Source organism: Halomonas sp. B23F22_10 (genome assembly GCF_043496975.1).
Classification (GTDB): Bacteria; Pseudomonadota; Gammaproteobacteria; order Pseudomonadales; family Halomonadaceae; genus Halomonas; species Halomonas smyrnensis.
Genome location: NZ_JBIEKF010000004.1, coordinates 504521 through 523978 on the forward strand (window position 1 = coordinate 504521; position 19458 = coordinate 523978).

The 19458-nt window shown below is 68.2% G+C and carries 18 protein-coding genes; 10 read left to right on the forward strand and 8 right to left on the reverse strand.

Annotated features, from left to right (window positions below; genetic code table 11):
* Positions 1-39 precede the first annotated feature (39 nt).
* The 3 genes from ACGTNF_RS12130 (at position 40) to phaC (ending at position 2996) form a co-directional block, all read left to right on the forward strand.
* On the forward strand, positions 40-438 hold the full coding sequence (locus tag ACGTNF_RS12130) for a DUF6489 family protein (protein ID WP_394601923.1): 399 nt from the start codon (positions 40-42) through the stop codon (positions 436-438).
* 132 nt (positions 439-570) lie between these two features.
* Entirely contained in the window at positions 571-1080 is a 510-nt protein-coding gene (locus tag ACGTNF_RS12135; protein WP_394601924.1) for a phasin family protein, read from the forward strand.
* Between the two features lie 86 nt (positions 1081-1166).
* Complete coding sequence (gene phaC / locus ACGTNF_RS12140; RefSeq protein WP_394601925.1) at positions 1167-2996, forward strand: class I poly(R)-hydroxyalkanoic acid synthase; 1830 nt, start codon at positions 1167-1169, stop codon at positions 2994-2996.
* A gap of 88 nt (positions 2997-3084) precedes the next feature.
* Here the strand turns inward: phaC and lnt are convergent, their stop codons facing one another.
* From lnt to miaB, 5 genes are all read right to left on the reverse strand, one after another.
* The gene (gene lnt, locus ACGTNF_RS12145; RefSeq protein WP_394601926.1) at positions 3085-4542 is read right to left on the reverse strand and encodes an apolipoprotein N-acyltransferase; all 1458 of its coding nucleotides are present in this window, start codon (positions 4540-4542) and stop codon (positions 3085-3087) included.
* Between the two features lie 58 nt (positions 4543-4600).
* Positions 4601-5464 (reverse strand): CorC family transporter, encoded by an 864-nt coding sequence (locus ACGTNF_RS12150; protein WP_394601927.1) that lies wholly within the window; start codon positions 5462-5464, stop codon positions 4601-4603.
* Entirely contained in the window at positions 5461-5973 is a 513-nt protein-coding gene (gene ybeY / locus ACGTNF_RS12155; protein ID WP_394601928.1) for an rRNA maturation RNase YbeY, read from the reverse strand. The genes ACGTNF_RS12150 and ybeY overlap by 4 nt, the downstream gene beginning before the upstream one ends.
* Positions 5970-7058, reverse strand: coding sequence for a PhoH family protein (locus ACGTNF_RS12160; protein ID WP_016853790.1), 1089 nt, complete (start codon positions 7056-7058; stop codon positions 5970-5972). The genes ybeY and ACGTNF_RS12160 overlap by 4 nt, the downstream gene beginning before the upstream one ends.
* A 318-nt stretch (positions 7059-7376) precedes the next feature.
* Entirely contained in the window at positions 7377-8720 is a 1344-nt protein-coding gene (miaB, locus tag ACGTNF_RS12165; protein ID WP_046078961.1) for a tRNA (N6-isopentenyl adenosine(37)-C2)-methylthiotransferase MiaB, read from the reverse strand.
* 395 nt (positions 8721-9115) lie between these two features.
* Between miaB and ACGTNF_RS12170 the strand changes: the two genes are divergently transcribed.
* Together ACGTNF_RS12170 and ACGTNF_RS12175 are read left to right on the forward strand one after the other, a co-directional pair.
* The gene (locus ACGTNF_RS12170; protein WP_394601929.1) at positions 9116-9757 is read left to right on the forward strand and encodes a TIGR04211 family SH3 domain-containing protein; all 642 of its coding nucleotides are present in this window, start codon (positions 9116-9118) and stop codon (positions 9755-9757) included.
* A gap of 8 nt (positions 9758-9765) precedes the next feature.
* Complete coding sequence (locus tag ACGTNF_RS12175) at positions 9766-10407, forward strand: class I SAM-dependent methyltransferase (protein WP_394601930.1); 642 nt, start codon at positions 9766-9768, stop codon at positions 10405-10407.
* An 82-nt stretch (positions 10408-10489) separates the two neighbouring features.
* Here the strand turns inward: ACGTNF_RS12175 and ACGTNF_RS12180 are convergent, their stop codons facing one another.
* Together ACGTNF_RS12180 and ggt are read right to left on the reverse strand one after the other, a co-directional pair.
* A complete protein-coding gene (locus ACGTNF_RS12180) occupies positions 10490-11080 on the reverse strand; it encodes a YajG family lipoprotein (protein WP_394601931.1) in 591 nt (196 codons plus the stop codon).
* A gap of 109 nt (positions 11081-11189) precedes the next feature.
* Positions 11190-12920, reverse strand: a complete 1731-nt coding sequence (gene ggt / locus ACGTNF_RS12185) for a gamma-glutamyltransferase (protein WP_394601932.1) — start codon at positions 12918-12920, stop codon at positions 11190-11192.
* Positions 12921-13050: 130 nt separating this feature from the next.
* On the opposite strand from ggt, the gene rpe reads away from it, so the two are divergent.
* From rpe to ACGTNF_RS12200, 3 genes are all read left to right on the forward strand, one after another.
* A complete protein-coding gene (gene rpe, locus ACGTNF_RS12190; protein ID WP_016853796.1) occupies positions 13051-13749 on the forward strand; it encodes a ribulose-phosphate 3-epimerase in 699 nt (232 codons plus the stop codon).
* 2 nt (positions 13750-13751) lie between these two features.
* Positions 13752-14048 carry a GIY-YIG nuclease family protein gene (locus ACGTNF_RS12195; RefSeq protein ID WP_394601933.1) on the forward strand — a complete coding sequence of 99 codons (297 nt, stop codon included), beginning with the start codon at positions 13752-13754 and terminating at the stop codon, positions 14046-14048.
* Between the two features lie 70 nt (positions 14049-14118).
* Positions 14119-14964, forward strand: a complete 846-nt coding sequence (locus ACGTNF_RS12200; RefSeq protein WP_394601934.1) for a mechanosensitive ion channel family protein — start codon at positions 14119-14121, stop codon at positions 14962-14964.
* 73 nt (positions 14965-15037) lie between these two features.
* On the opposite strand, the gene ACGTNF_RS12205 is transcribed toward ACGTNF_RS12200, so the two are convergent.
* A complete protein-coding gene (locus tag ACGTNF_RS12205) occupies positions 15038-16333 on the reverse strand; it encodes an NAD(P)/FAD-dependent oxidoreductase (RefSeq protein ID WP_394601935.1) in 1296 nt (431 codons plus the stop codon).
* A gap of 279 nt (positions 16334-16612) precedes the next feature.
* Between ACGTNF_RS12205 and ACGTNF_RS12210 the strand changes: the two genes are divergently transcribed.
* Together ACGTNF_RS12210 and trpE are read left to right on the forward strand one after the other, a co-directional pair.
* Complete coding sequence (locus ACGTNF_RS12210; RefSeq protein ID WP_016853800.1) at positions 16613-17278, forward strand: phosphoglycolate phosphatase; 666 nt, start codon at positions 16613-16615, stop codon at positions 17276-17278.
* Between the two features lie 248 nt (positions 17279-17526).
* Positions 17527-19014, forward strand: coding sequence for an anthranilate synthase component I (gene trpE / locus ACGTNF_RS12215; protein ID WP_394601941.1), 1488 nt, complete (start codon positions 17527-17529; stop codon positions 19012-19014).
* The last annotated feature ends 444 nt before the right edge of the window (positions 19015-19458 follow it).

Consider the following 19458-nt stretch of genomic DNA (forward strand, 5'->3'; position numbering starts at 1 on the left):
CTGATCGGCACAGCCACCCATCTTCGACAAGGCGGTCATATGAAGATCAACGTCGAGTTCGACCTGACCCCGGACGAGTTTCGCCGCGCCCTGGGCCTGCCCGACGTGGAGGCCTTCCAGCAGGAGCTGCTGGCGCGCATCCAGAAGCAGATGGAATCCGGCGTCGAGGGCTACGACCCCATGAGCCTGATGCAGCCCTTCCTGCAGCAGTCGATGTTCCAGCAGCCCGGCTTCCAGCAGGGGCTGTCCCAGGGACTGGCCAGCTTCGGCAACTACCAGCAGATGATGCTCGACATGCTCAGCAAGGCCGCCGCGGGAAACCGTGGCGGGGAGCAGGGCGGCGGCGCCGGGGGTGACCCGAGCGGTGGTGCCGAGGGTGGCTCGGGCGGCGGAGCCTCGGCCGCCAGCGCCCGCTCCCGGAGCAAGCGCGAGGGCTGATGCCGCGCGCGGCTCGCGCGTTTTTCCTGCGGAACTTGACGCCTGTCATGCGCTTGCAACGGCAGGCATGCAAGACTAGTCTTTGTGCAGTGCAGCACGGCTTTCGTCAGCATTCCCTCGGGAGGAGCGACCATGCAGGACAAGACGTTCGATGCCTTCAACGAACAGACCCGCCAGTTCTTCGAGCCCATGCGCAAGCTGAACTCGCTGATGCTTCAGAACATGGAGCGCGTCAGCGAGTACCAGATGGAGTCCCTCAAGCGCTACAGCCAGATGGGGACCGAGCGCCTGCGCGATGCCACCGAGATCAACGATGCCGAAAGTCTGCGCGACTTCGGCACCCGCCAGGCCGAGATGATGAACGCGCTCTCCCAGCAGATGCTGGAGGATGCCCGCACGCTCGGCGAGATGAGCCTCAAGTTCAAGGCCGAGCTCGAGCAGCTCTACACCGAATCCGGACAGGCCTTTGCCGAGCAGGCCGGCCAGGCCGCCGAGGCGGCCAAGCCTGCCGCGGCGGCCGCCAAGCCCACGGCAACCGAGAAGCCTGCCGCGGCGGAGAAGCCCGCCGCCGAGAAGCCGGCGCCGGCCAAGTCCACGAGCCAGGCCACGCGCAAGCGCGGCAGCGGCGGTAGCGCCAGCTGATCGTTCGACCCGCTATGTGATGGCCACCGCCCCGTGGTGCGAGGGGCGGTGGTCGTGCGTTTATGGCAGCGCGACAGGAGGTGTCAATGCAGCCAGGGAGTGAAGCATTCTCGCAGGCCGAACTGGAGGCCTGGCATACCCAGATCCAGGCGATCGGCGAGGAGTACAAGGCCCTCCTGGAGGACCTGATTCCGCGAATGGTGCCGGACGACGCGGCCCAGTCCGTCTATGCCCACATGCGCGAGGCCTTCCAGGCCGGGGCGGAATCGCTGATGCAGGATCCGACCCTGCTGTGGGAGACCCAGGCGCGCCTGGTGCAGGACCAGTTCCAGCTGTGGCAGAACGGCATGCGCGCCTTGGCCGGCGAGTCCGTGGAACCGCTGATCACCCCGGCCAGGGGCGATCGCCGCTTCCAGGACGAGGCCTGGACCAGCGACCCGCACTATCTCGTCATCATGCAGCAGTACCTGCTGTTCTCGCGCTGGGTCGAGGAGCTGATCGAGCGCCTCGACGGGCTGTCCGCCGAGCAGAAGCGCAACCTGGCCTTCTACGCGCGCCAGCTGGTCAACGCCATGGCGCCGACCAACTTCGTCTCCACCAATCCCGAGGTCATGCGCCGCACCATCGAGACCCGCGGCGAGAATCTGGTCGAGGGGCTGGCCCGGCTGCGCCAGGACCTGCTGGCCTCCGCCGAGGGGCTGAATGTCACCATGACCGACCGCAGCGCCTTCACCGTGGGCGAGAACATCGCCGTCACGCCGGGCTCGGTGGTGTACGAGAACGAGCTGATCCAGCTGATCCAGTACGCGCCGACCACCGAGCAGACGTTCAAGACGCCGCTTTTGATCGTGCCGCCCTGGATCAACAAGTACTACATCCTCGACCTGCGCCAGGACAACTCGCTGGTCAAGTGGCTGGTGGACCAGGGCCACACCGTGTTCCTGATCTCGTGGCGCAATCCCGGCCCCGAGCAGGGTGACCTGACCTGGGCCGACTACATGCAGCTGGGCCCGATCAGCGCCATGGAGGCGATCGAGCAGGCCACCGGCGAGAAGTCGGTCAACCTGCTGAGCTACTGCGTCGGCGGCACCCTGGCCGGTTCCACCGTGGCCTACCTGACCAGCACCCGGCGTGGGCGCAAGGTCAAGTCGGCGACCTACATGACCAGCCTGTGGGACTTCCGCGATCCCGGCGAGATCGGCGTCTTCCTCGGCGAGCCGGTGCTCAGCGGCATCGAGGCCAAGCTCGAGCAGGACGGCTACCTGGACGGGCGCATCATGGCCTACTCCTTCAACCTGCTGCGCGAGAACGACCTGTTCTGGTCCTTCTACATCAACAACTACCTCAAGGGCGATATCCCGGCACCCTTCGACCTGCTGTACTGGAACACCGACGGCACCAACCTGCCGGCGGCCACCCACGGCTGGTATCTGCGCCATCTCTATGCCGAGAACCGCCTGGTCGAGCCCGGCGGCATCGAGCTCGATGGGGTGAAGATCGACCTGCGCAAGATCTCGGTGCCGAGCTACTTCGTCTCCACCCGCGACGATCACATCGCCAAGTGGAACAGCACCTACTACGGGGCGCTGCTGCCCAAGGGGCCGGTGAAGTTCGTGCTGGGCGGGTCCGGCCATATCGCCGGTATCGTCAATCCGCCGCACAAGAACAAGTACGGCTTCTGGACCAACGACGCGCTGCCGCCGACCCCGGAGGAGTGGCTGGAAGGGGCCGAGGCCCACGAGGGCTCGTGGTGGCCGAACTGGCAGGCCTGGATGACCGACAACGGCTACGCCGACGCCGAGAAGATGGTGCCGGCGCGACAGCCGGGCGACGGCGAGCTGGACATCCTCGAGCCGGCGCCCGGGCGCTTCGTGCGCATGACCATCCCCGAGGTGCTGGGCGAGCCCCAGGCCTGACGCCGCCGCCTTCTGACGCTCGAAACGACGACACCCCGCTGCCTGGCAGCGGGGTGTCGTCGTTCTGGGCTTCGTGGTGGCGTCGAGCTTACGCCTTGCGACGCCTGAGGCCGGGCAGCACCAGCAGCGCTCCGAGCAGCCACACCGGCCAGCTGCCGAGGCGCGAGAAGGGCGTGAGGCCCTGCATCGGCGTGACCTCGCCGGTCAGGGTCGCGACCTCGAACTGCGGCGCACGGTTGATGACCCGGCCCCGGTCATCGATCAGCGCGGTGACGCCGTTGCTGGTGGCGCGGATCACCGGACGACCGTTCTCCAGCGCCCGCAGCCGGGCCATCTGCAGGTGCTGCAGCGGGCCGATGGAGGCGCCGAACCAGGTGTCGTTGGAGACCGTGAGGATCACGTTCGAGCGACGTGCCTGGCGGGCCACCAGGTCGGCGTAGATGATCTCGTAGCAGATGGCGTTGCCGATGCGGGTGCCGGCGGCGTCCAGCGGCGCCTGGTGGGCCGGCCCCGGGGTCATGGCCGGCATCGGCAGGTCGAAGAAGGCGATGGCGCCGCGCAGCAGCGGCTCCAGCGGCAGGTACTCGCCGAACGGCACCAGGTGGCGCTTGAGGTAGGTCTCGCCGTCGGCGACGTCGAGCACGCCGTTGTAGTAGCGGTTGTCCTCGCGGGTCAGGATGCCGGTGAGCAGGGTGCTCTGGGGCGGCAGCAGGGTCTGGGCGCGCTCGAGGATCGGCCGGGCCTGGTCGGCGAACATCGGCAGCGCCGCCTCGGGCCAGATCACCAGATCCGGGGCCTCGTCCAGCTCGGCGGTCAGCGACAGATAGGTGTTGGCGGCCTGGCGCTGGCCCTCCGGCGTCCACTTGATCAGCTGGGGCAGGTTGCCCTGCAGCAGGGCGACGCGCAGCGGCTCGCCGGCGGGCGTCGTCCACTGGGTGGGCAGCGCCAGTGGCACCAGCCACAGCGCCGCCAGCGGCAGGGCGGCCCACCAGCGCCGGCGCAGCAGCGACACGCCGAGCGCCCCGCTGAGGGCCACGATCAGCGACAGCCAATAGACGCCGCCGACCGGCGCCCAGGGTGCCAGCGGCGAATCCACCTGGCCGCTGCCCAGCAGCAGCCAGGGGAAGCCCGTGAACAGCCAGGTGCGCAGCGCCTCGCCCAGCACCCAGGCGCCGGCGAAGGTCAGCACCGACAGTCGCGGCCCGCACAGGCGCCGGTAGAGGCCGAGGGTGACGGCGAAGAACAGCGACAGGGCGGCGACGAACAGCGCGGTCAGCGCCAGCGCCAGGGGCACGCCGGTATAGCCGTAGTCGTGGATCGAGACATAGACCCAGGACGCGCCGGCGCCGAACAGGCCGAGCCCGTAGCACCAGCCGCGCCAGGCGGCCTGGCGGGCGGTGAGCGATGGCAGCCCGGCATAGAGCAGGCCGGCGGCCACCGGGGCCAGCCACCAAAGCTGAAACGGGGCGGCGGAGAGCGTCGTGAGCACGCCGGCGGCGATCGCCGCCAGGGGCCCGAGGAACCGATGAAGGCGAGGGGGCGTCATGGCACCGTCCTTGGTGAAAAAGCCGACGGAAAATGGCCGGGGAATATCGGTGAGCGGATCAGTCCTCGGCGGACTCCGATGCCGGTTCGGCTTCCAGCAGGCGGATGCGGCGATTGTCGGCGTTGAGCACGGTGAAGCGCCAGCCGCCGATCTCGGTGTGCTCGCCGCGGCCGGGCAGGTGGCCGAAGCGCTGCATCACCAGGCCGCCGAGGGTGTCGAACTCCTCGTCGGAGAAGCGCGTGCCGAAGCGCTCGTTGAAGTCCTCGATGGGGGTCAGGGCGCGGATCGCGTAGCGCGACTCGCCGAGGGCGCGGATGTCCTCTTCCTCGTCGGTGTCGTGCTCGTCCTCGATGTCGCCGACGATCTCCTCGAGGATGTCCTCGATGGTGATGATGCCGGCGGTGCCGCCGTATTCGTCCACCACCAGGGCCATGTGGTTGTGGGTGTCGCGGAATTCCTTGAGCAGGCTGTTCAGGCGCTTGGATTCCGGCACGAACATGGCCGGGCGCAGCACCTCCTCGAGCCGGAAGGGATGATCGTTGCCCTGGCGCAGCAGCGGCAGCAGGTCCTTGACCAGCAGGATGCCTTTCACCTCGTCGAGATTCTCGCCGACGACCGGATAGCGCGAGTGGCCGGTCTCGAGGATCAGTGGCAGGTACTCCTCCAACGGCTGGTCGAGACCGATGGCGGTGATCTGGGAGCGCGGGATCAGCACCTCGCGCACCTGTTGATCGCTGATGTTCAGGGCGCCCTCGATGATCATCATGGCGTCCTGTTCGAGCTTGAGGCGGGACGCCGCCTGGCGCAGGAACTCCAGCAGCTCGTCTCGCGAGCTGGGCTCGTCGCTGTCGCTGGACAGCGCGCTGAACAACTTATCGAGCCAGGACCTGTGGCCCTGGCCGGTCGATCGGTCTTCGCTCATGCGTCGGCTCTCTCGTCATCGGGGTCGGGATCGCGATGCGCCGGGCCGGAGGCCCGATAGGGGTCGGCGATGCCGAGGCCGGCGAGAATCTCTCGCTCCAGCGCTTCCATGACCTCGGCCTCGTCGTCCTCGATATGGTCGTAGCCCATCAGGTGGAGGGTGCCGTGAACCACCATATGAGCGTAGTGATCGCCGAGCGCCTTGTCCTGGTCGCGGGCCTCGTCGATCACCACCGGATGGCAGATCACCAGATCGCCGAGCAGCGGCAGCGGCACGCCCGGCGGACACTCGAAGGGGAAGGACAGCACGTTGGTGGGCTTGTCCTTGCTGCGGTAGTCGCGGTTGAGCGCCTGGCTCTCCTCGGCGTCGACGAAGCGCACCGTCAGCTCGTGACGTTCCTCGTCGGGCAGCCGGGCGAGCACCGCGCCCACCCAGGCCTCGAGCTCGGTCTGGCTCGGCAGGCCATCGGCGTCGATGGCCTGCTGGCGGTCGACCTCGGCCAGGCTCATTCCTCGTCCTCGCGGCCGTTCTGGCGCTCGAGGCGCTCCTGGCGGATGGCCTCGCGCTCCTGCTCGCGGGCCTCGCGCTTGGCGCGGGCCTGGGCTTCTTCCTCGGCCTCGAACTGGTCGTAGGCCTCGATGATGCGCTGCACCAGCGGGTGGCGGACCACGTCCTTGGCGGCGAAGTGGGTGACGCCGATGCCCGGGGTACCGCTGAGCACGTCGAGCACCTGAATCAGTCCGGAGGCCTGGCCGCGGGGCAGGTCGACCTGGGTGATGTCGCCGGTGATCACCGCGGTGGAGCCGAAGCCGATGCGGGTCAGGAACATCTTCATCTGCTCGCGGGTGGTGTTCTGGCTCTCGTCGAGGATGATGAAGGCGTTGTTCAGGGTGCGCCCGCGCATGTAGGCCAGCGGCGCGATCTCGATCACCTGGCGCTCGATCAGCTTGGCGACCTGCTCGAAGCCGATCATCTCGTACAGGGCGTCGTAGAGCGGGCGCAGGTAGGGATCGATCTTCTGCGCCAGGTCGCCGGGCAGGAAGCCGAGCTTCTCGCCGGCCTCGACCGCCGGACGCACCAGCAGGATGCGACGCACCTGCTGCTGGTTCAGCGCTTCCACCGCGGCGGCGACGGCCAGGTAGGTCTTGCCGGTGCCGGCCGGGCCGATGCCGAAGTTGATGTCGTGATCGCGGATGCTCGAGACATAGCTCTGCTGGTTGAGCCCGCGGGGCTTGATCAGCGCCTTGGGCGTGCGCAGCAGCACCTCGCCGTCGCCGCTGCCGCCTTCTTCTTCCTCCAGGGCCTCGAGGCCGGATTCCTGCAGGAACAGGTGCACGGTGTCCGGGGTCAGCTCGCCGGCCTCGGTCTCGCGATAGAGGTGCTCGACGACGTTGGAGGCGGCCTTGACCCGGGGGCCGGGGCCGGCCAGCTGGAAGACGTTGCCCCGGTTGCGCAGGGTGACGCCGAGGCGTTCCTCGATCAGCTTGAGGTGCTCGTCCTGCTGGCCGCAGAGGTTGGCCAAGCGCTGGGGATCGTTGGGCTCGAGATTCAGGGTGATGACGCGGTTGGCCGCGGAGGCTGCTGGCTGGCTCAAGACGGGCAAGTCCGTGAGTTGATGGATGTCGGGGTCAGCTTACTGCCCCGGAAGCTACAAGGGCAATGAAGGGGACTCGGAAACAGGGCGGGGCTGATCCGGCGACAGGCCGTCGAGGAGGCGCTGTGAACCCATCCCTGGGCGATAGCGACGCCCTGCTTCGCTCTCGCGTCCTGCTCTGCTTGCAGGACCTGTGCTGGCCATCCATGGCCAGCCCGTTCGAAGCAGTGCTTCTCACCCATGGCGTAGGACCTCCTCTTCGGCCTGTCCCCGGCGCCCCTTGTGCCCTTGCATCAGCCCATCGTGTCGTGCCGGCGTTTAGAAACGCTCCGGCGAGGCCAGATCACCGCGCAGCGAGTTGGGCAGCGCCTCGGTGATCTCCACGTCGACGAAGTAGCCGATCAGCTCGGTGGGGTTCGGCGCGCGGAAGTTGACCACCCGGTTGTTCTCGGTGCGGCCGGACAGCTGGCCCGGGTCCTTCGGCGAGAAGCCGGTGACCAGCACGCGCTGGGTGGTGCCCACCATGCGGCGGCTGATCTGCATGGCCTGCTGGTTGATGCGCTCCTGCAGGATCGCCAGGCGCTGCTTCTTGACCGCTTCCGGCGTGTCGTCCTCGAGGCCGGCCGCCGGGGTGCCGGGACGGGCCGAGTAGACGAAGCTGAAGGACACGTCGAAGCCGATGCGACCGATCAGGTCCATGGTGTTCGCGAAGTCTTCCTCGGTCTCGCCGGGGAAGCCGATGATGAAGTCCGAGGAGAAGCTGATGTCCGGACGCAGCGCACGGATGCGCTCCATCTTGTCCACATACTCCTCGACGGTGTGGCCGCGCTTCATGGCCGCCAGGATGCGGTCGGAGCCGGCCTGCACCGGCAGGTGCAGGTGGCTGACCAGCTCCGGGATCTCGCCGTAGGCCTCGATCAGGCTGTCGGAGAACTCCACCGGGTGCGAGGTGGTGAAGCGGATGCGGTCGATGCCTTCCACCGCCGCCACGCAGGCGATCAGTTCGGCCAGGTCGATCTCCTCGCCGAGCTGGTTCTCGCCGCGGTAGGCGTTGACGTTCTGGCCCAGCAGGTTGATCTCGCGCACGCCCTGGTCGGCCAGGTGGATGACCTCGTCCATCACCGCCTCGAAGGGCCGCGAGACCTCCTCGCCGCGGGTGTAGGGCACCACGCAGAAGGTGCAGTACTTGGAGCAGCCTTCCATCACCGAGACGAAGGCGGTGGCGCCGTCGGAGTTCGGCTTGGGCAGGTGGTCGAACTTCTCCACCTCGGGGAAGGTCACGTCGACCACCGAGATCTGGTTGTCCTGACGGGCGTCGAGCATCGACGGCACCCGGTGCAGTGTCTGGGGGCCGAAGACCATGTCGACCTGGGGGGCGCGCTTGCGCAGCGCCTCGCCTTCCTGACTGGCGACGCAGCCGCCCACGCCGATGACCAGATCCGGGTTGGCATCCTTGAGCTTCTTCCAGCGGCCGAGCTGGTGGAAGACCTTCTCCTGGGCCTTCTCGCGGATCGAGCAGGTGTTGAGCAGGATGACGTCGGCATCGCGCTCGTCGTCGGTGAGCTCCAGCTGGTGGGATTCTCCGAGCAGATCCGCCATGCGTGCGGAATCGTACTCGTTCATCTGGCAGCCATGCGTCTTGATGAAGAGTTTCTTCGCCATAAGAATAGGTCGTGGCGCCTGGGCCCGACGTTGCACCGGTGGATATTCGTTCGCAGGAGAGGCGGCCGGCAGGGCCGTCCGATTGAGAGCGGAGATTATACGCGCCCAGTCGGGACGGGGCCAGAGTGCCGGAACGCCCGGCGCGCGGGCCTGTGGTACCCTTGGCGGCTTCGGAGGCGCCGGCGAGGTGGTCAGGAAATGACCGAAATGTTGCCGTATCGGCAGCCATGCCGCCTGGCCGCGGGTTTCCAGCGGTTTTCCCGGCACTTGTCCACAGATGCTGTGGATGATCCGGAGACGCACTCTCATCTCGGCGGACCGGGCAGGGATGGTCCGGTCACGACCGCCATCGCCGCGAGCGGCGGACACAGAGCCTTGGACAGCCAGGACGACGCATGACGATGCAACGATACAAGACACTGATGACGCTGGGCGCACTGCTCGGGGCCCTGGCCCTGCCGGTGCAGGCCCAGCAGGACGACGCCCAGAACGCCGATGAACGCTGGGTGTCCGGCGACCTCACCACCTTCGTGCGCAGCGGTCCCACCGACGGCTATCGCATCGTCGGTACCCTGACCGCCGGCGACCCGGTCGAGCTGCTCGAGACCCAGGGCGACTACAGCCGCGTGCGCAGCCAGAGCGGCGACGTGGTCTGGGTGCCCTCGAGCGACCTGCAGGGCGAGCCCAGCGCCAAGGTCCGGCTGCCCGAGCTGGAGGCGCGGGTGGAAGAACTGTCCGAGGAGCTCTCCGGGATCAACGAGACCTGGGAGAGCCGCATGGCCTCGGTCACCGAGACCCTCAACGTGCGCGAGCAGCGCATCGCCGAACTCGAGCAGCGCAATCAGGCGCTGGCCTCGGAGAGCGAGGACGCCGGTGCCCGGGTGCGCCAGCTGCAGGCGCGCCTCGATACCCAGGAGGAAGACCTGCTGATGCGCTACTTCATGTACGGCGGCGGGGTGGCCGGTGCCGGGCTGCTGGTGGGCCTGATCGTGCCGCACCTGCCGCGTCGTCGCCGCAAGCGCGACCGCTGGTTCTGAGGCCGGCCATGGACAACGAGTGGCTCGCGCGATGGCGCGAGGGACGCATCGGCTTCCATCGCCACGAGGCCCATCCGGCCCTGGTGCGTCACTGGCCGACGCTGGGCACGGCGCCCGGTACCAAGGTGCTGGTGCCGCTGTGTGGCAAGAGCCTCGACATGCGCTGGCTGGCCGGCGAAGGCTATCCGGTGCTGGGCATCGAGCTGGCCGACGAGGCCATCGAGCAGTTCCTGGCGGAGGGTGAGGGGCAGGTCTCCCGCTATCGGGGCGACGGCTTCGACATCAGCCGCCAGGGCAGCGTGGAGCTGTGGCGCGGCGACTTCTTCCACTTCCATATCGAGGCCGCCGCCGAGCTGGGGGCCTTCTATGACCGGGCGGCACTGATCGCGCTGCCCGAGGCGACCCGCCAGCGCTACGCCTTCCACCTGGCCCAGCTGCTGCCGCCCGGTAGCCAGGGGCTCTTGATCGGCCTGACCCGTGCCCCCGGCGACGAGGGTGGGCCGCCCTTCAGCGTCGGCGCCGACGAGATTCGCGAGCTGTTCGCGCCCAACTTCGAGGTGGTGCGTCTGGAAGAGGGCGAGCCCGAACCGGGTAGCGGCTTTCGCGAGAGTGTCTGGTCGCTGACGCGTCGCGGTCCCCAGGGCGGCTGATCGCGCCGTTCATGATGCGGTCCCGTCGGCGTCGCGCCGGCGGGACCGCGTTTCCATCGGGGGCGTGGTGACGTAAGCGTGATCAGCGCGCCAGCAGGCCCGCCAGCTCCGGATCGCGGAAGGCGCGGTCCAGGGCATCGGAGAGCAGCTCCTCGATCATCGCCTGGTTGGCCTCGCGATCCGGCTTCACCGCGTATTGCTGGGTGCGGCGCGCGGTGTAGCTGCCGGTGAAGGTGGTGCCGTCGTTCTGGGCCTTGGCCTCCAGCACCGCCGTCAGGCGCACGCTGCCGACCATCGGCGGGGCGTCGCCGCGGCCGTATTCGAGCCGCTTCAGGGTCAGCGTCAGGCCGGGCCGGCCCGGTGCGGCCTCGCCGACCGGCCGGAAGCCCATGTCGCGCACCGCGCGCTCGGCCTCGGCCTGCAGGCGGGGCGTCAGCTCGCCCGGATCGACGATCACCACCGCCGTGGAGCCGGCACTGCCGGAGCGGGTGCCGATCACCGCCTCCTGGCGAGTGTCCCGGGCGGTCACGCTGACCTCCTGGCCCTGACCGGCGGCCGGCACCTGGACGCTGCGCTTGGGATCCGGCGTCAGATAATGGGGGCCGGCGCAGCCGGCGAGCCCGCTGGTGGCCAGCAGCATCAGGCCGAGGCCGAGAAGGCGTCGAGTCGTCATGGGCGGTCTCCTTGTCGGTCGCAAAGGCCCGAGTATAGCGACTCTTCTCGTGGCGCATCATGTCGATGAACGGCCGTGCCGCCGAGCGGTGGCACGGCCGAGGGACGGGCTAGAGCCCCATCGCCGAGGAGGTGGAGCGGCGCGGATCGGCGCCGCCGTAGAAGCGGTCGTCGTCGATCACGATCGACTGGGCGGCGCCCATGGCGGACTGCTGGCTGATGGTGTGGCCGCGGGCCTCGAGCAGCGACAGGGTGTCGGGGCTGAAGCCGGCCTCGACGCGCAGCTCGTCGGGCAGCCACTGGTGGTGCAGGCGCGGGGCGCTCACCGCCGACTGAACGTTCATGTCGTGGTCGATGACGTTCATCAGCACCTGCAGGGTGGTGGTGATGATCCGCGAGCCGCCGGGGCTGCCGGTGACCAGGAAGTTCTCGCCGTCGCGCTTGACGATGGTCGGGGTCATCGACGACAGCATGCGCTTGCCGGGCTCGATCTTGTTGGCCTCGCCGCCGATCAGGCCGTAGGCGTTGGGCACGCCGGGCTTGGCGGAGAAGTCGTCCATCTCGTTGTTGAGCAGGAAGCCCGCGCCGTCCACGACGATGCCCGAACCGTAGCTGAAGTTGATGGTGTAGGTGTTGGAGACCGCCAGGCCGTTGTCGTCGGCGATCGAGAAGTGGGTCGTCTCGTTGGACTCATAGGGCGCCGGGTCGCCGGCGGCGATCTCGTCGCTGGGTGTGGCGCGGTCGATGGCGATCTCTGCGCGCAGCTCGTCGGCGTAGCCTTCGGAGGTCAGCCCCTCGAGCGGCACGTCGATGAAGTCGGTGTCGCCCAGGTACTCGGCGCGGTCGGCATAGGCGCGTTTCATGGCCTCGGCCATCAGGTGCATGGTGTCGGCGGCGCCGAAGCCCAGCTCGTCGATGTCGTAGGCCTCGAGGATATTGAGCATCTGCACGATGTGGGCGCCGCCGGAGGAGGGCGGGCTCATGGCGTAGACGTCGTGGCCGCGGTAGGTGCCGTGGCTGGGTTCGCGGATCTCCGCCTGGTAGCCGGCCAGGTCCTCGCGGGTGATCAGGCCGTCGTGGCGCTCCATCTCGGCGACGATCAGCTCGGCGGTCTCGCCCTCGTAGAACTCCCGTGCCCCCTGCTCGGCGATGCGCTTGAGCGTCGCGGCGAGGTCCGGCTGGCGGAAGGTCTCGCCCACGGCGTAGGGGCTGCCATCCTCCTTGTAGAACATCGCTTCGGTGGCGTCCCATTTCGTCAGGCGTTCGCCGGCTTCGGCCACGCCGTCGACGAACCGCTGGGGCACCACGAAGCCGTCCTCGGCCAGGCGGATCGCCGGTGCCAGCGCCTCGGCCAGGCTCAGGGTGCCGTACTCCTCGAGGGCCAGCGCCAGGCCGGCCACGGTGCCGGGGACCCCGGCGGCGCGGTGGGTGAAGCGCGACCACTCGGCGACGGCGTTGCCGTCCTCGTCCTGGAACATGGTCTCGGTGGCGGCGGCCGGCGCGGTCTCGCGATAGTCGATGGCGATCACCTCGCCGCTGTCCTCGTCGGAGATGAGCATGAAGCCGCCGCCGCCGATGTTGCCCGAGCGCGGCTGAGTCACCGCCAGGGCGAAGCCGGGGGTGACCGCCGCATCCACGGCGTTGCCGCCGTCGGCGAGCACGTCATGGGCGACCTGCGAGGCCAGGAAGTGGCTGGTGGCCACCATGCCCCGTTCGCCCACCTCGGGGTGGAAGCGCTCGCCCTCGAGGATGGCCGACTGGGCCAGGGCGGCGGTCGGGGCGGTGAGCGCGGCGCTCAAGAGGCCGGTGCCGAGGGCACGGCGCAGCTGGGGGAAAGGCATGGACGCCTCCTTGGTCGTGAACGGCGGAACCTTCACTATTGTCGCCGAATGCCGATGGTGCAAGGCGGTCGCGCGCGTTCCTGTTAGAATGCCGGCCATCATGACCGTGACCCGACAGGACCCCGTTCCCATGAGCGATTCGACGACCGACTTCCAGATTGCCCCCTCGATTCTCTCCGCCGACTTCGCCCGCCTCGGCGCGGAGGTCGACGACGTCCTCGCCTCCGGCGCCGACATCGTGCACTTCGACGTCATGGACAATCATTACGTGCCGAACCTGACCATCGGCCCGATGGTCTGCGAGGCGCTGCGGAAGCACGGCGTGACCGCCCCCATCGACGCCCACCTGATGGTCAAGCCGGTGGATCGGCTGATCGGCGACTTCATCGATGCCGGCGCCAGCTACATCACCTTCCATCCCGAGGCCTCCGAGCACATCGACCGCTCGCTGCAGCTGATCCGCGACGGCGGCTGCAAGGCCGGCCTGGTGTTCAATCCGGCCACGCCGCTGTCCTATCTCGACTATGTGATGGACAAGGTCGACATGGTGCTGCTGATGAGCGTCAATCCGGGCTTCGGCGGCCAGTCGTTCATTCCCGGCACCCTCGACAAGCTGCGCGAGGCGCGCCGGCGCATCGATGCCTCCGGGCGCCCGATCCGCCTGGAGATCGACGGCGGGGTCAAGGTCGACAACATCGCCGAGATCGCCCGCGCCGGCGCCGATACCTTCGTCGCCGGCTCGGCGGTGTTCAAGGCCAGAAACGAGGCCGACCCGAACCGCTACGATGGCGTCATCGCCGACTTCCGCCGCGCCCTGGCCGAGGCCTGAGCGTGACGGACGAGGCCGTTCCTCGCTGGCATCTCTATGTGATCGAGACGGCCGCCGGGGCCCTCTACACCGGCATCACCACCGACGTGACGCGGCGCCTCGGCGAGCATCGCGCGGGGCGGGGTGCCAAGGCGCTGCGTGGCAAGGGGCCTTTGCATCTGGTATATCACGAATGTATTGGTGAACACGGCGAGGCGCTGCGTCGCGAGGCGGCGATGAAGCGCCTCACCGCCGCGGCCAAGCGCCGCTGGCTGGCCGAGCGGCGAGCCATGCAGGCAAGCGGGGAATTCTTCCCCTAGGCTGTGTCGATAGCGTCGGCCGGGTGCCGGCGCGACCTTCGACACGGCCCCAACACGACAGGGAGCGCCTATGGACCTTCAAGGAATCATCGACTTCGTGCAGTTTCAGGGCACCAGCCTGGCCGTCAATCTGGTGGCGGCGCTGGCCATCTTCGTGGTCGGCCGCTGGGTGGTGAAGCTGCTGCATTCGCTCAGCATCAAGGCCATGCAGCGCGGCAAGCTCGACCCGCTGCTGATCAAGTTCCTGGGCAATATCCTCTATGCACTGCTGATGGTGTTCGTGGTGCTGGCGGCGATCAGCCAGGTCGGCATCCAGACCACTTCGCTGATCGCGGTGATCGGTGCCGCCGGCCTGGCGGTGGGGCTGGCGCTGCAGGGCTCGCTGGCCAACTTCGCCGCCGGCGTGCTGGTGATCATCTTCCGCCCCTACAAGATCGGCGACTACGTGGAGGCCGGCGGCGTGGCCGGCACCATCGACGACGTGCAGATCTTCACCACCGAGCTGAAGACCGCGGACAACCGCAAGATCATCGTGCCCAACGGCCAGATGATGAACGGTGCCATCACCAACTACTCCAGCCACGACACCCGCCGGGTGGACCTGGTGGTCGGCGTCGGCTATGACGATGACATCGACGTCGTGCGCCGGGTGCTGGAGAGCGTGGTGGCCGACGATCCGCGGGTGCTGGCCGACCCCGCGCCCAACATCCGCATGAGCGCCATGGGCGACTCCTCCGTCAGCTGGATCGTGCGCCCCTGGGTCGAGGCCGCGGACTACTGGAGCGTCTACTGGGAGATGACCGAGGAGATCAAGCGCCGCTTCGACGCCGAGGGCATCAGTATTCCCTTCCCGCAGCGCGACGTGCACGTCTATCACCATCCCGAGAAGGACGGCGAGGCGAGCCTCGAGCGCTGAGCCTGACGCTCGGAAACGACACGGGCCCCGGCATTTGCCGGGGCCCGTGTCGTTTCAGGCGGTGTTCAATGCCTCAGTGCAGCTTGAGGCGCGGCTTGAGGAACTTGTTGAGGCCGTCGACGACGACCATCAGGCCGGTCTTCAGCGCGCCGTGGATCGCCCGCTGGTGCATGCGGTAGAGCGAGGCGTAGAAGAACCGGGCCAGGTGGCCCTCGATGAACAGGCTGCGCGCCGAGGCGCCGCGCATCAGGCTGCCGATGGCGTCGAAGTGGGCCAGCGAGATCAGCGAGCCGCGGTCGCGGAACACGAAGGGCTTGAGCGGCTTGCCCTCCAGCCGGGCGACCAGGTTCCTGTACAGGCGGTCGGCCTGCTGGTGTGCGGCCTGGGCCCGGGGCGGCACCGTGGAGCCGTCCTCCTGGGGGCAGCTGGCGCAGTCGCCGAAGGCGAAGACGTGCTCGTCGTCGAGGCTCTTGAGCGTGGCATCGACCTTGAGCCGATGGTTGCGCTCGGTGGAGAGTCCGAGCTCGGAGAGCAGCGCCGGCGCCTTGATGCCGGCCGCCCAGACGCCGAGGTCGATGTCGATGCGCTCGTCGCCGGCGGTGATGATGGCCTCGTCGTTCACCTCGGTGACCCGGGTGTCGACGTGCACCTTGACCCCCAGGCGCTCCAGCTCGGCGTGCACGGCGCCGCTGATGCGCTCCGGCAGGGCCGGCAGCACCTTGGGTGCGGCTTCGATCAGGTGGACCTCGAGGTGGTCGCTGTCCAGGGTGGTGAAGCCGTAGCTGTTGAGCATCTCGGAGGCGCCGTAGAGCTCGGCGGCCAGTTCCACGCCGGTGGCGCCGGCGCCGACGATGCCCACCACCATCTTCGCCGACGGTTCCTGCGGCGCGTTGTAGCGCAAAAAGGCGTTGAGCATGGCCTGGCGGAAGAGTTCGGCCTGATGGGGGCTGTCGAGGAAGTGGCAGTGCTCGGCGACGCCGGGTGTGCCGAAGTCGTTGCTGACGCTGCCCAGCGAGAGCACGAGGTCGTCATAGGGCAGGGTGCGGGCGGGGAGAATCTCCTCGCCGTCGTCGTCCAGTACCGGCGCCAGGGTCAGGGTCTGGCCCTCGCGGTCGAGGTCGGTGAGGGTGCCGAGCTGGAACTGATAGCCGTTGGCGCGGGCGTGGCCCTGGTAGGAGATTTCATCGAGGCCGGAATCCAGCGCGCCGGTGGCGACTTCGTGGAGCAGCGGCTTCCAGATGTGGGTGGGGTTGCGATCGACGAGCACGATCTCGGCGCGCTTGCGCTTGCCGAGCTTGCGGCCGAGCCGGGTGACCAGCTCGAGTCCGCCCGCACCTCCGCCGACCACCACGATGCGTGGTAGTGTCATGGAGACTCCTGACTGAATGTGTGGGAACGTGGCAAAGAGTTGCCCGGGTCAGGGCTCAGCCTCGATACGGCGGTCGGGCGTCACGGCGGGTGTCGTCGGCGTCCGGCCGAGGTAGGGGACATGCCCTGCAGTCGGCAACGGCTGGCTCCAGCATAACGCCGCGACCCTGGCCTGCCTATGGGCGACAGGAAATGAGCGGTATTTTCTCGTAATATTACATGCATAATCATGCTTCACTTGCCGATACCGATACGCCCAGGATAAGAGAGAAACGCGCCCATGCACCCCTGTCTGGAAGACATCACGCTGGTCACCTTCGACCTGGACGGCACCCTGGTGGACTCGGTGCCCGACCTCGCCGCGGCGGTGGGTGCCGCCCTGACCGATCTGGGGCTGCCTGCCCCCGGCGAGGACAAGGTGCGCGACTGGGTCGGCAACGGCTCGCGTTCACTGGTGGAGCGCGCGCTGACCGATGCCCTGGGCGAAGCGCCGGCCGAGGCGTTCCTGGGCACCGCCCACGAGGGCTTCCTGGCGTGCTACGGCGAGGCGCCCTGCGCGCGAACTCGCCTGTATCCCGGCGTGCGCGAGGCGCTGGAGGGGCTCTCGGCCAGCGGTCGACGGCTGGTGCTGGTGACCAACAAGCCCGAGGCCTTCATCGCACCGATCCTCGAGGCGACCGGCATCGCCGGGCATTTCTCGCTGTGCCTGGGCGGCGACAGCCTGCCGCGCCGCAAGCCCGACCCGCTGCCGCTGATCCACGCCGCCGAGCGCTTCGACGTGGCCCCCGGCCGCTGCCTGATGGTCGGCGATTCGCGCCACGATATCGCCGCGGGCAGGGCGGCGGGCTTCCGCACCCTGGCCGTGCCGTACGGCTATAACCACGGCGAGCCGGTGGCGGCGAGCGGGCCGGATGCGACGGTTGAATCGCTGGCACAACTCGTTTAATGTAAATCGAGTTGCGCTATAACGATGTAATTATTGATTGTTTTTCGTTATATACGATTCCGCCCTTGCCGATGGAACCCCGCATCATGCCGGCTTTTTCCGTATCCTCGACCGTCTTCCGCCTTCCCCGTGCCACCGGCATGCTCGGCGGCTGGCGATGGTGACGCTCGCTTCCTGACACGGCGCCTTCCGGGGCGACCGTCGCCGCTTCACCGTCGCACACCCTTCATCGAGGATACGGGCCCATGATGACCCCCGAACGCTTCCAGTCCCTGGCCGAGGACGGCTACAACCGCATTCCGGTCACCCGCGAGGTGCTGGCCGATCTCGACACGCCGCTGTCCACCTACCTCAAGCTCGCCGACGCGCCCTGGACCTTCCTGCTGGAGTCCGTGCAGGGCGGCGAGAAGTGGGGCCGCTACTCGATCATCGGCCTGCCGTGCCAGGAGCGCATCGAGGTGCGCGGCTTCCAGGTCACGCACGTCATCGACGGCGAGACGGAGGGCGTGACCGAGGTCGAGGACCCGCTGGCCTGGATCGAGACCTTCCAGGCGCGCTTCAAGGTGCCGCGCCTCGACGACCAGCCGCGCTTCGACGGCGGCCTGGTGGGCTACTTCGGCTACGACACCATCCGCTACATCGAGCCGCGCCTGCGCGGGGTGGAGAAGCCCGATCCCATCGGCGTGCCCGACATCCTGCTGATGGTCTGCAACGACCTGGTGGTGTTCGACAACCTGTCCGGGCGCCTGACGCTGTGGACCCACGCCGACCCGGCCGAGCCCGAGGCCTACGAGCGTGCCGTGGTCCGCCTGGCCGCGCTCGAGGAGCAGCTGCGCGGGGCGGTCCTGGACCCCCGCAGCCCCGGCACCGGCGGCCGGGCGGTGGAGGAGGGGCACTTCACCTCCGGCTTCACCGAGGGCGGCTTCAAGTCGGCGGTGGAGACGATCAAGGAATACGTGCTGGCCGGCGACATCATGCAATGCGTGCCCTCCCAGCGGATGTCGATTCCCTATCAGGCGCCGCCGCTGGATCTGTATCGCGCGCTGCGCAGCCTCAACCCTTCGCCCTACATGTTCTACTTCGACCTGGGCGATCATCAGGTGGTGGGCTCCTCGCCGGAGATCCTGACCCGCCTCGAGGAGGGCGAGGTCACCGTGCGGCCGATCGCCGGCACCCGCGTGCGCGGCCGCACCGAGGCCGAGGATCAGGCGCTCGAGGCCGATCTGCTGAACGACCCCAAGGAATGCGCCGAGCACCTGATGCTGATCGACCTGGGGCGCAACGACGTGGGCCGCATCTGCGAGACCGGCTCGGTGACCGTCACCGACAACATGGCCGTCGAGCGCTATTCCCACGTCATGCACATCGTGTCCCAGGTCACCGGCCGGCTGCGGCCCGGGCTGACCGCCATGGACGCCCTGCGCGCCACCTTCCCGGCGGGCACGCTCTCCGGGGCGCCGAAGATCCGCGCCATGGAGATCATCGACGAGCTGGAGCCGGTCAAGCGCGGCGTCTATTCCGGGGCCGTGGGCTATCTGTCCTGGCACGGCAACATGGACACCGCCATCGCCATCCGCACCGCGGTGATCAAGGACGGCGAGCTGCACGTCCAGGCGGGCGCCGGCGTGGTGGCCGATTCCGTGCCCGAGATGGAGTGGCAGGAGACGCTCAACAAGGGGCGCGCGCTGTTCCGCGCCGTGGCCATGGCCGAGCACGGCCTGGACAATCTCGAGTAAGGCTCTCTCGAACGCGCGCGAGGCCCCGTCGCTCCGGGGCCCGGGCATCTTGACACGGTCGGCCGCCGGCGAGCACTATGATGACCATGAACGCACCAGATCAGACATTCGGCCCGATGGCGTGGTGGCGCTCCTGAGCGAAGGGGCGGCACGCTTGCGACCGAACAAAATGCCGCCGTCAGGGCGGCATTTTTGTGTCTATTGATCCCTGCACGGCTGGCAGGCCCGACGCGCCGACCCGGGCAAGATGCTGGGTAACAATCACTGGATCACGAATCCAAGCCAAGGAAATCAGGACTCTATCGCCATGTCCGTGCTGATGATCGATAACTGATAGTCCGATTCCACCGCCATCCACTGTTCTTCCGCACCCTTCCGGGCAGATTCAGCAATTCCCGCCTTTACGCCCGCCGACACCTTCCATAAGCATCCATGCTCCATTCA

What these genes read in the sequence shown, in the direction of transcription:
- ACGTNF_RS12200 (WP_394601934.1), top strand. Translation starts at nt 14,119, where the DNA reads ATGGACCTTCAAGGAATCATCGACTTCGTGCAGTTTCAGGGCACCAGC.
- rpe (WP_016853796.1), top strand. Translation starts at nt 13,051, where the DNA reads ATGAGCGATTCGACGACCGACTTCCAGATTGCCCCCTCGATTCTCTCC.
- ACGTNF_RS12130 (WP_394601923.1), top strand. Translation starts at nt 40, where the DNA reads ATGAAGATCAACGTCGAGTTCGACCTGACCCCGGACGAGTTTCGCCGC.
- lnt (WP_394601926.1), bottom strand. Translation starts at nt 4,542, where the DNA reads ATGACGCCCCCTCGCCTTCATCGGTTCCTCGGGCCCCTGGCGGCGATC.
- miaB (WP_046078961.1), bottom strand. Translation starts at nt 8,720, where the DNA reads ATGGCGAAGAAACTCTTCATCAAGACGCATGGCTGCCAGATGAACGAG.
- ACGTNF_RS12205 (WP_394601935.1), bottom strand. Translation starts at nt 16,333, where the DNA reads ATGACACTACCACGCATCGTGGTGGTCGGCGGAGGTGCGGGCGGACTC.
- ACGTNF_RS12150 (WP_394601927.1), bottom strand. Translation starts at nt 5,464, where the DNA reads ATGAGCGAAGACCGATCGACCGGCCAGGGCCACAGGTCCTGGCTCGAT.
- phaC (WP_394601925.1), top strand. Translation starts at nt 1,167, where the DNA reads ATGCAGCCAGGGAGTGAAGCATTCTCGCAGGCCGAACTGGAGGCCTGG.
- ACGTNF_RS12135 (WP_394601924.1), top strand. Translation starts at nt 571, where the DNA reads ATGCAGGACAAGACGTTCGATGCCTTCAACGAACAGACCCGCCAGTTC.
- ybeY (WP_394601928.1), bottom strand. Translation starts at nt 5,973, where the DNA reads ATGAGCCTGGCCGAGGTCGACCGCCAGCAGGCCATCGACGCCGATGGC.
- ACGTNF_RS12175 (WP_394601930.1), top strand. Translation starts at nt 9,766, where the DNA reads ATGGACAACGAGTGGCTCGCGCGATGGCGCGAGGGACGCATCGGCTTC.
- ACGTNF_RS12170 (WP_394601929.1), top strand. Translation starts at nt 9,116, where the DNA reads ATGACGATGCAACGATACAAGACACTGATGACGCTGGGCGCACTGCTC.
- ACGTNF_RS12210 (WP_016853800.1), top strand. Translation starts at nt 16,613, where the DNA reads ATGCACCCCTGTCTGGAAGACATCACGCTGGTCACCTTCGACCTGGAC.
- ACGTNF_RS12180 (WP_394601931.1), bottom strand. Translation starts at nt 11,080, where the DNA reads ATGACGACTCGACGCCTTCTCGGCCTCGGCCTGATGCTGCTGGCCACC.
- trpE (WP_394601941.1), top strand. Translation starts at nt 17,527, where the DNA reads ATGACCCCCGAACGCTTCCAGTCCCTGGCCGAGGACGGCTACAACCGC.
- ggt (WP_394601932.1), bottom strand. Translation starts at nt 12,920, where the DNA reads ATGCCTTTCCCCCAGCTGCGCCGTGCCCTCGGCACCGGCCTCTTGAGC.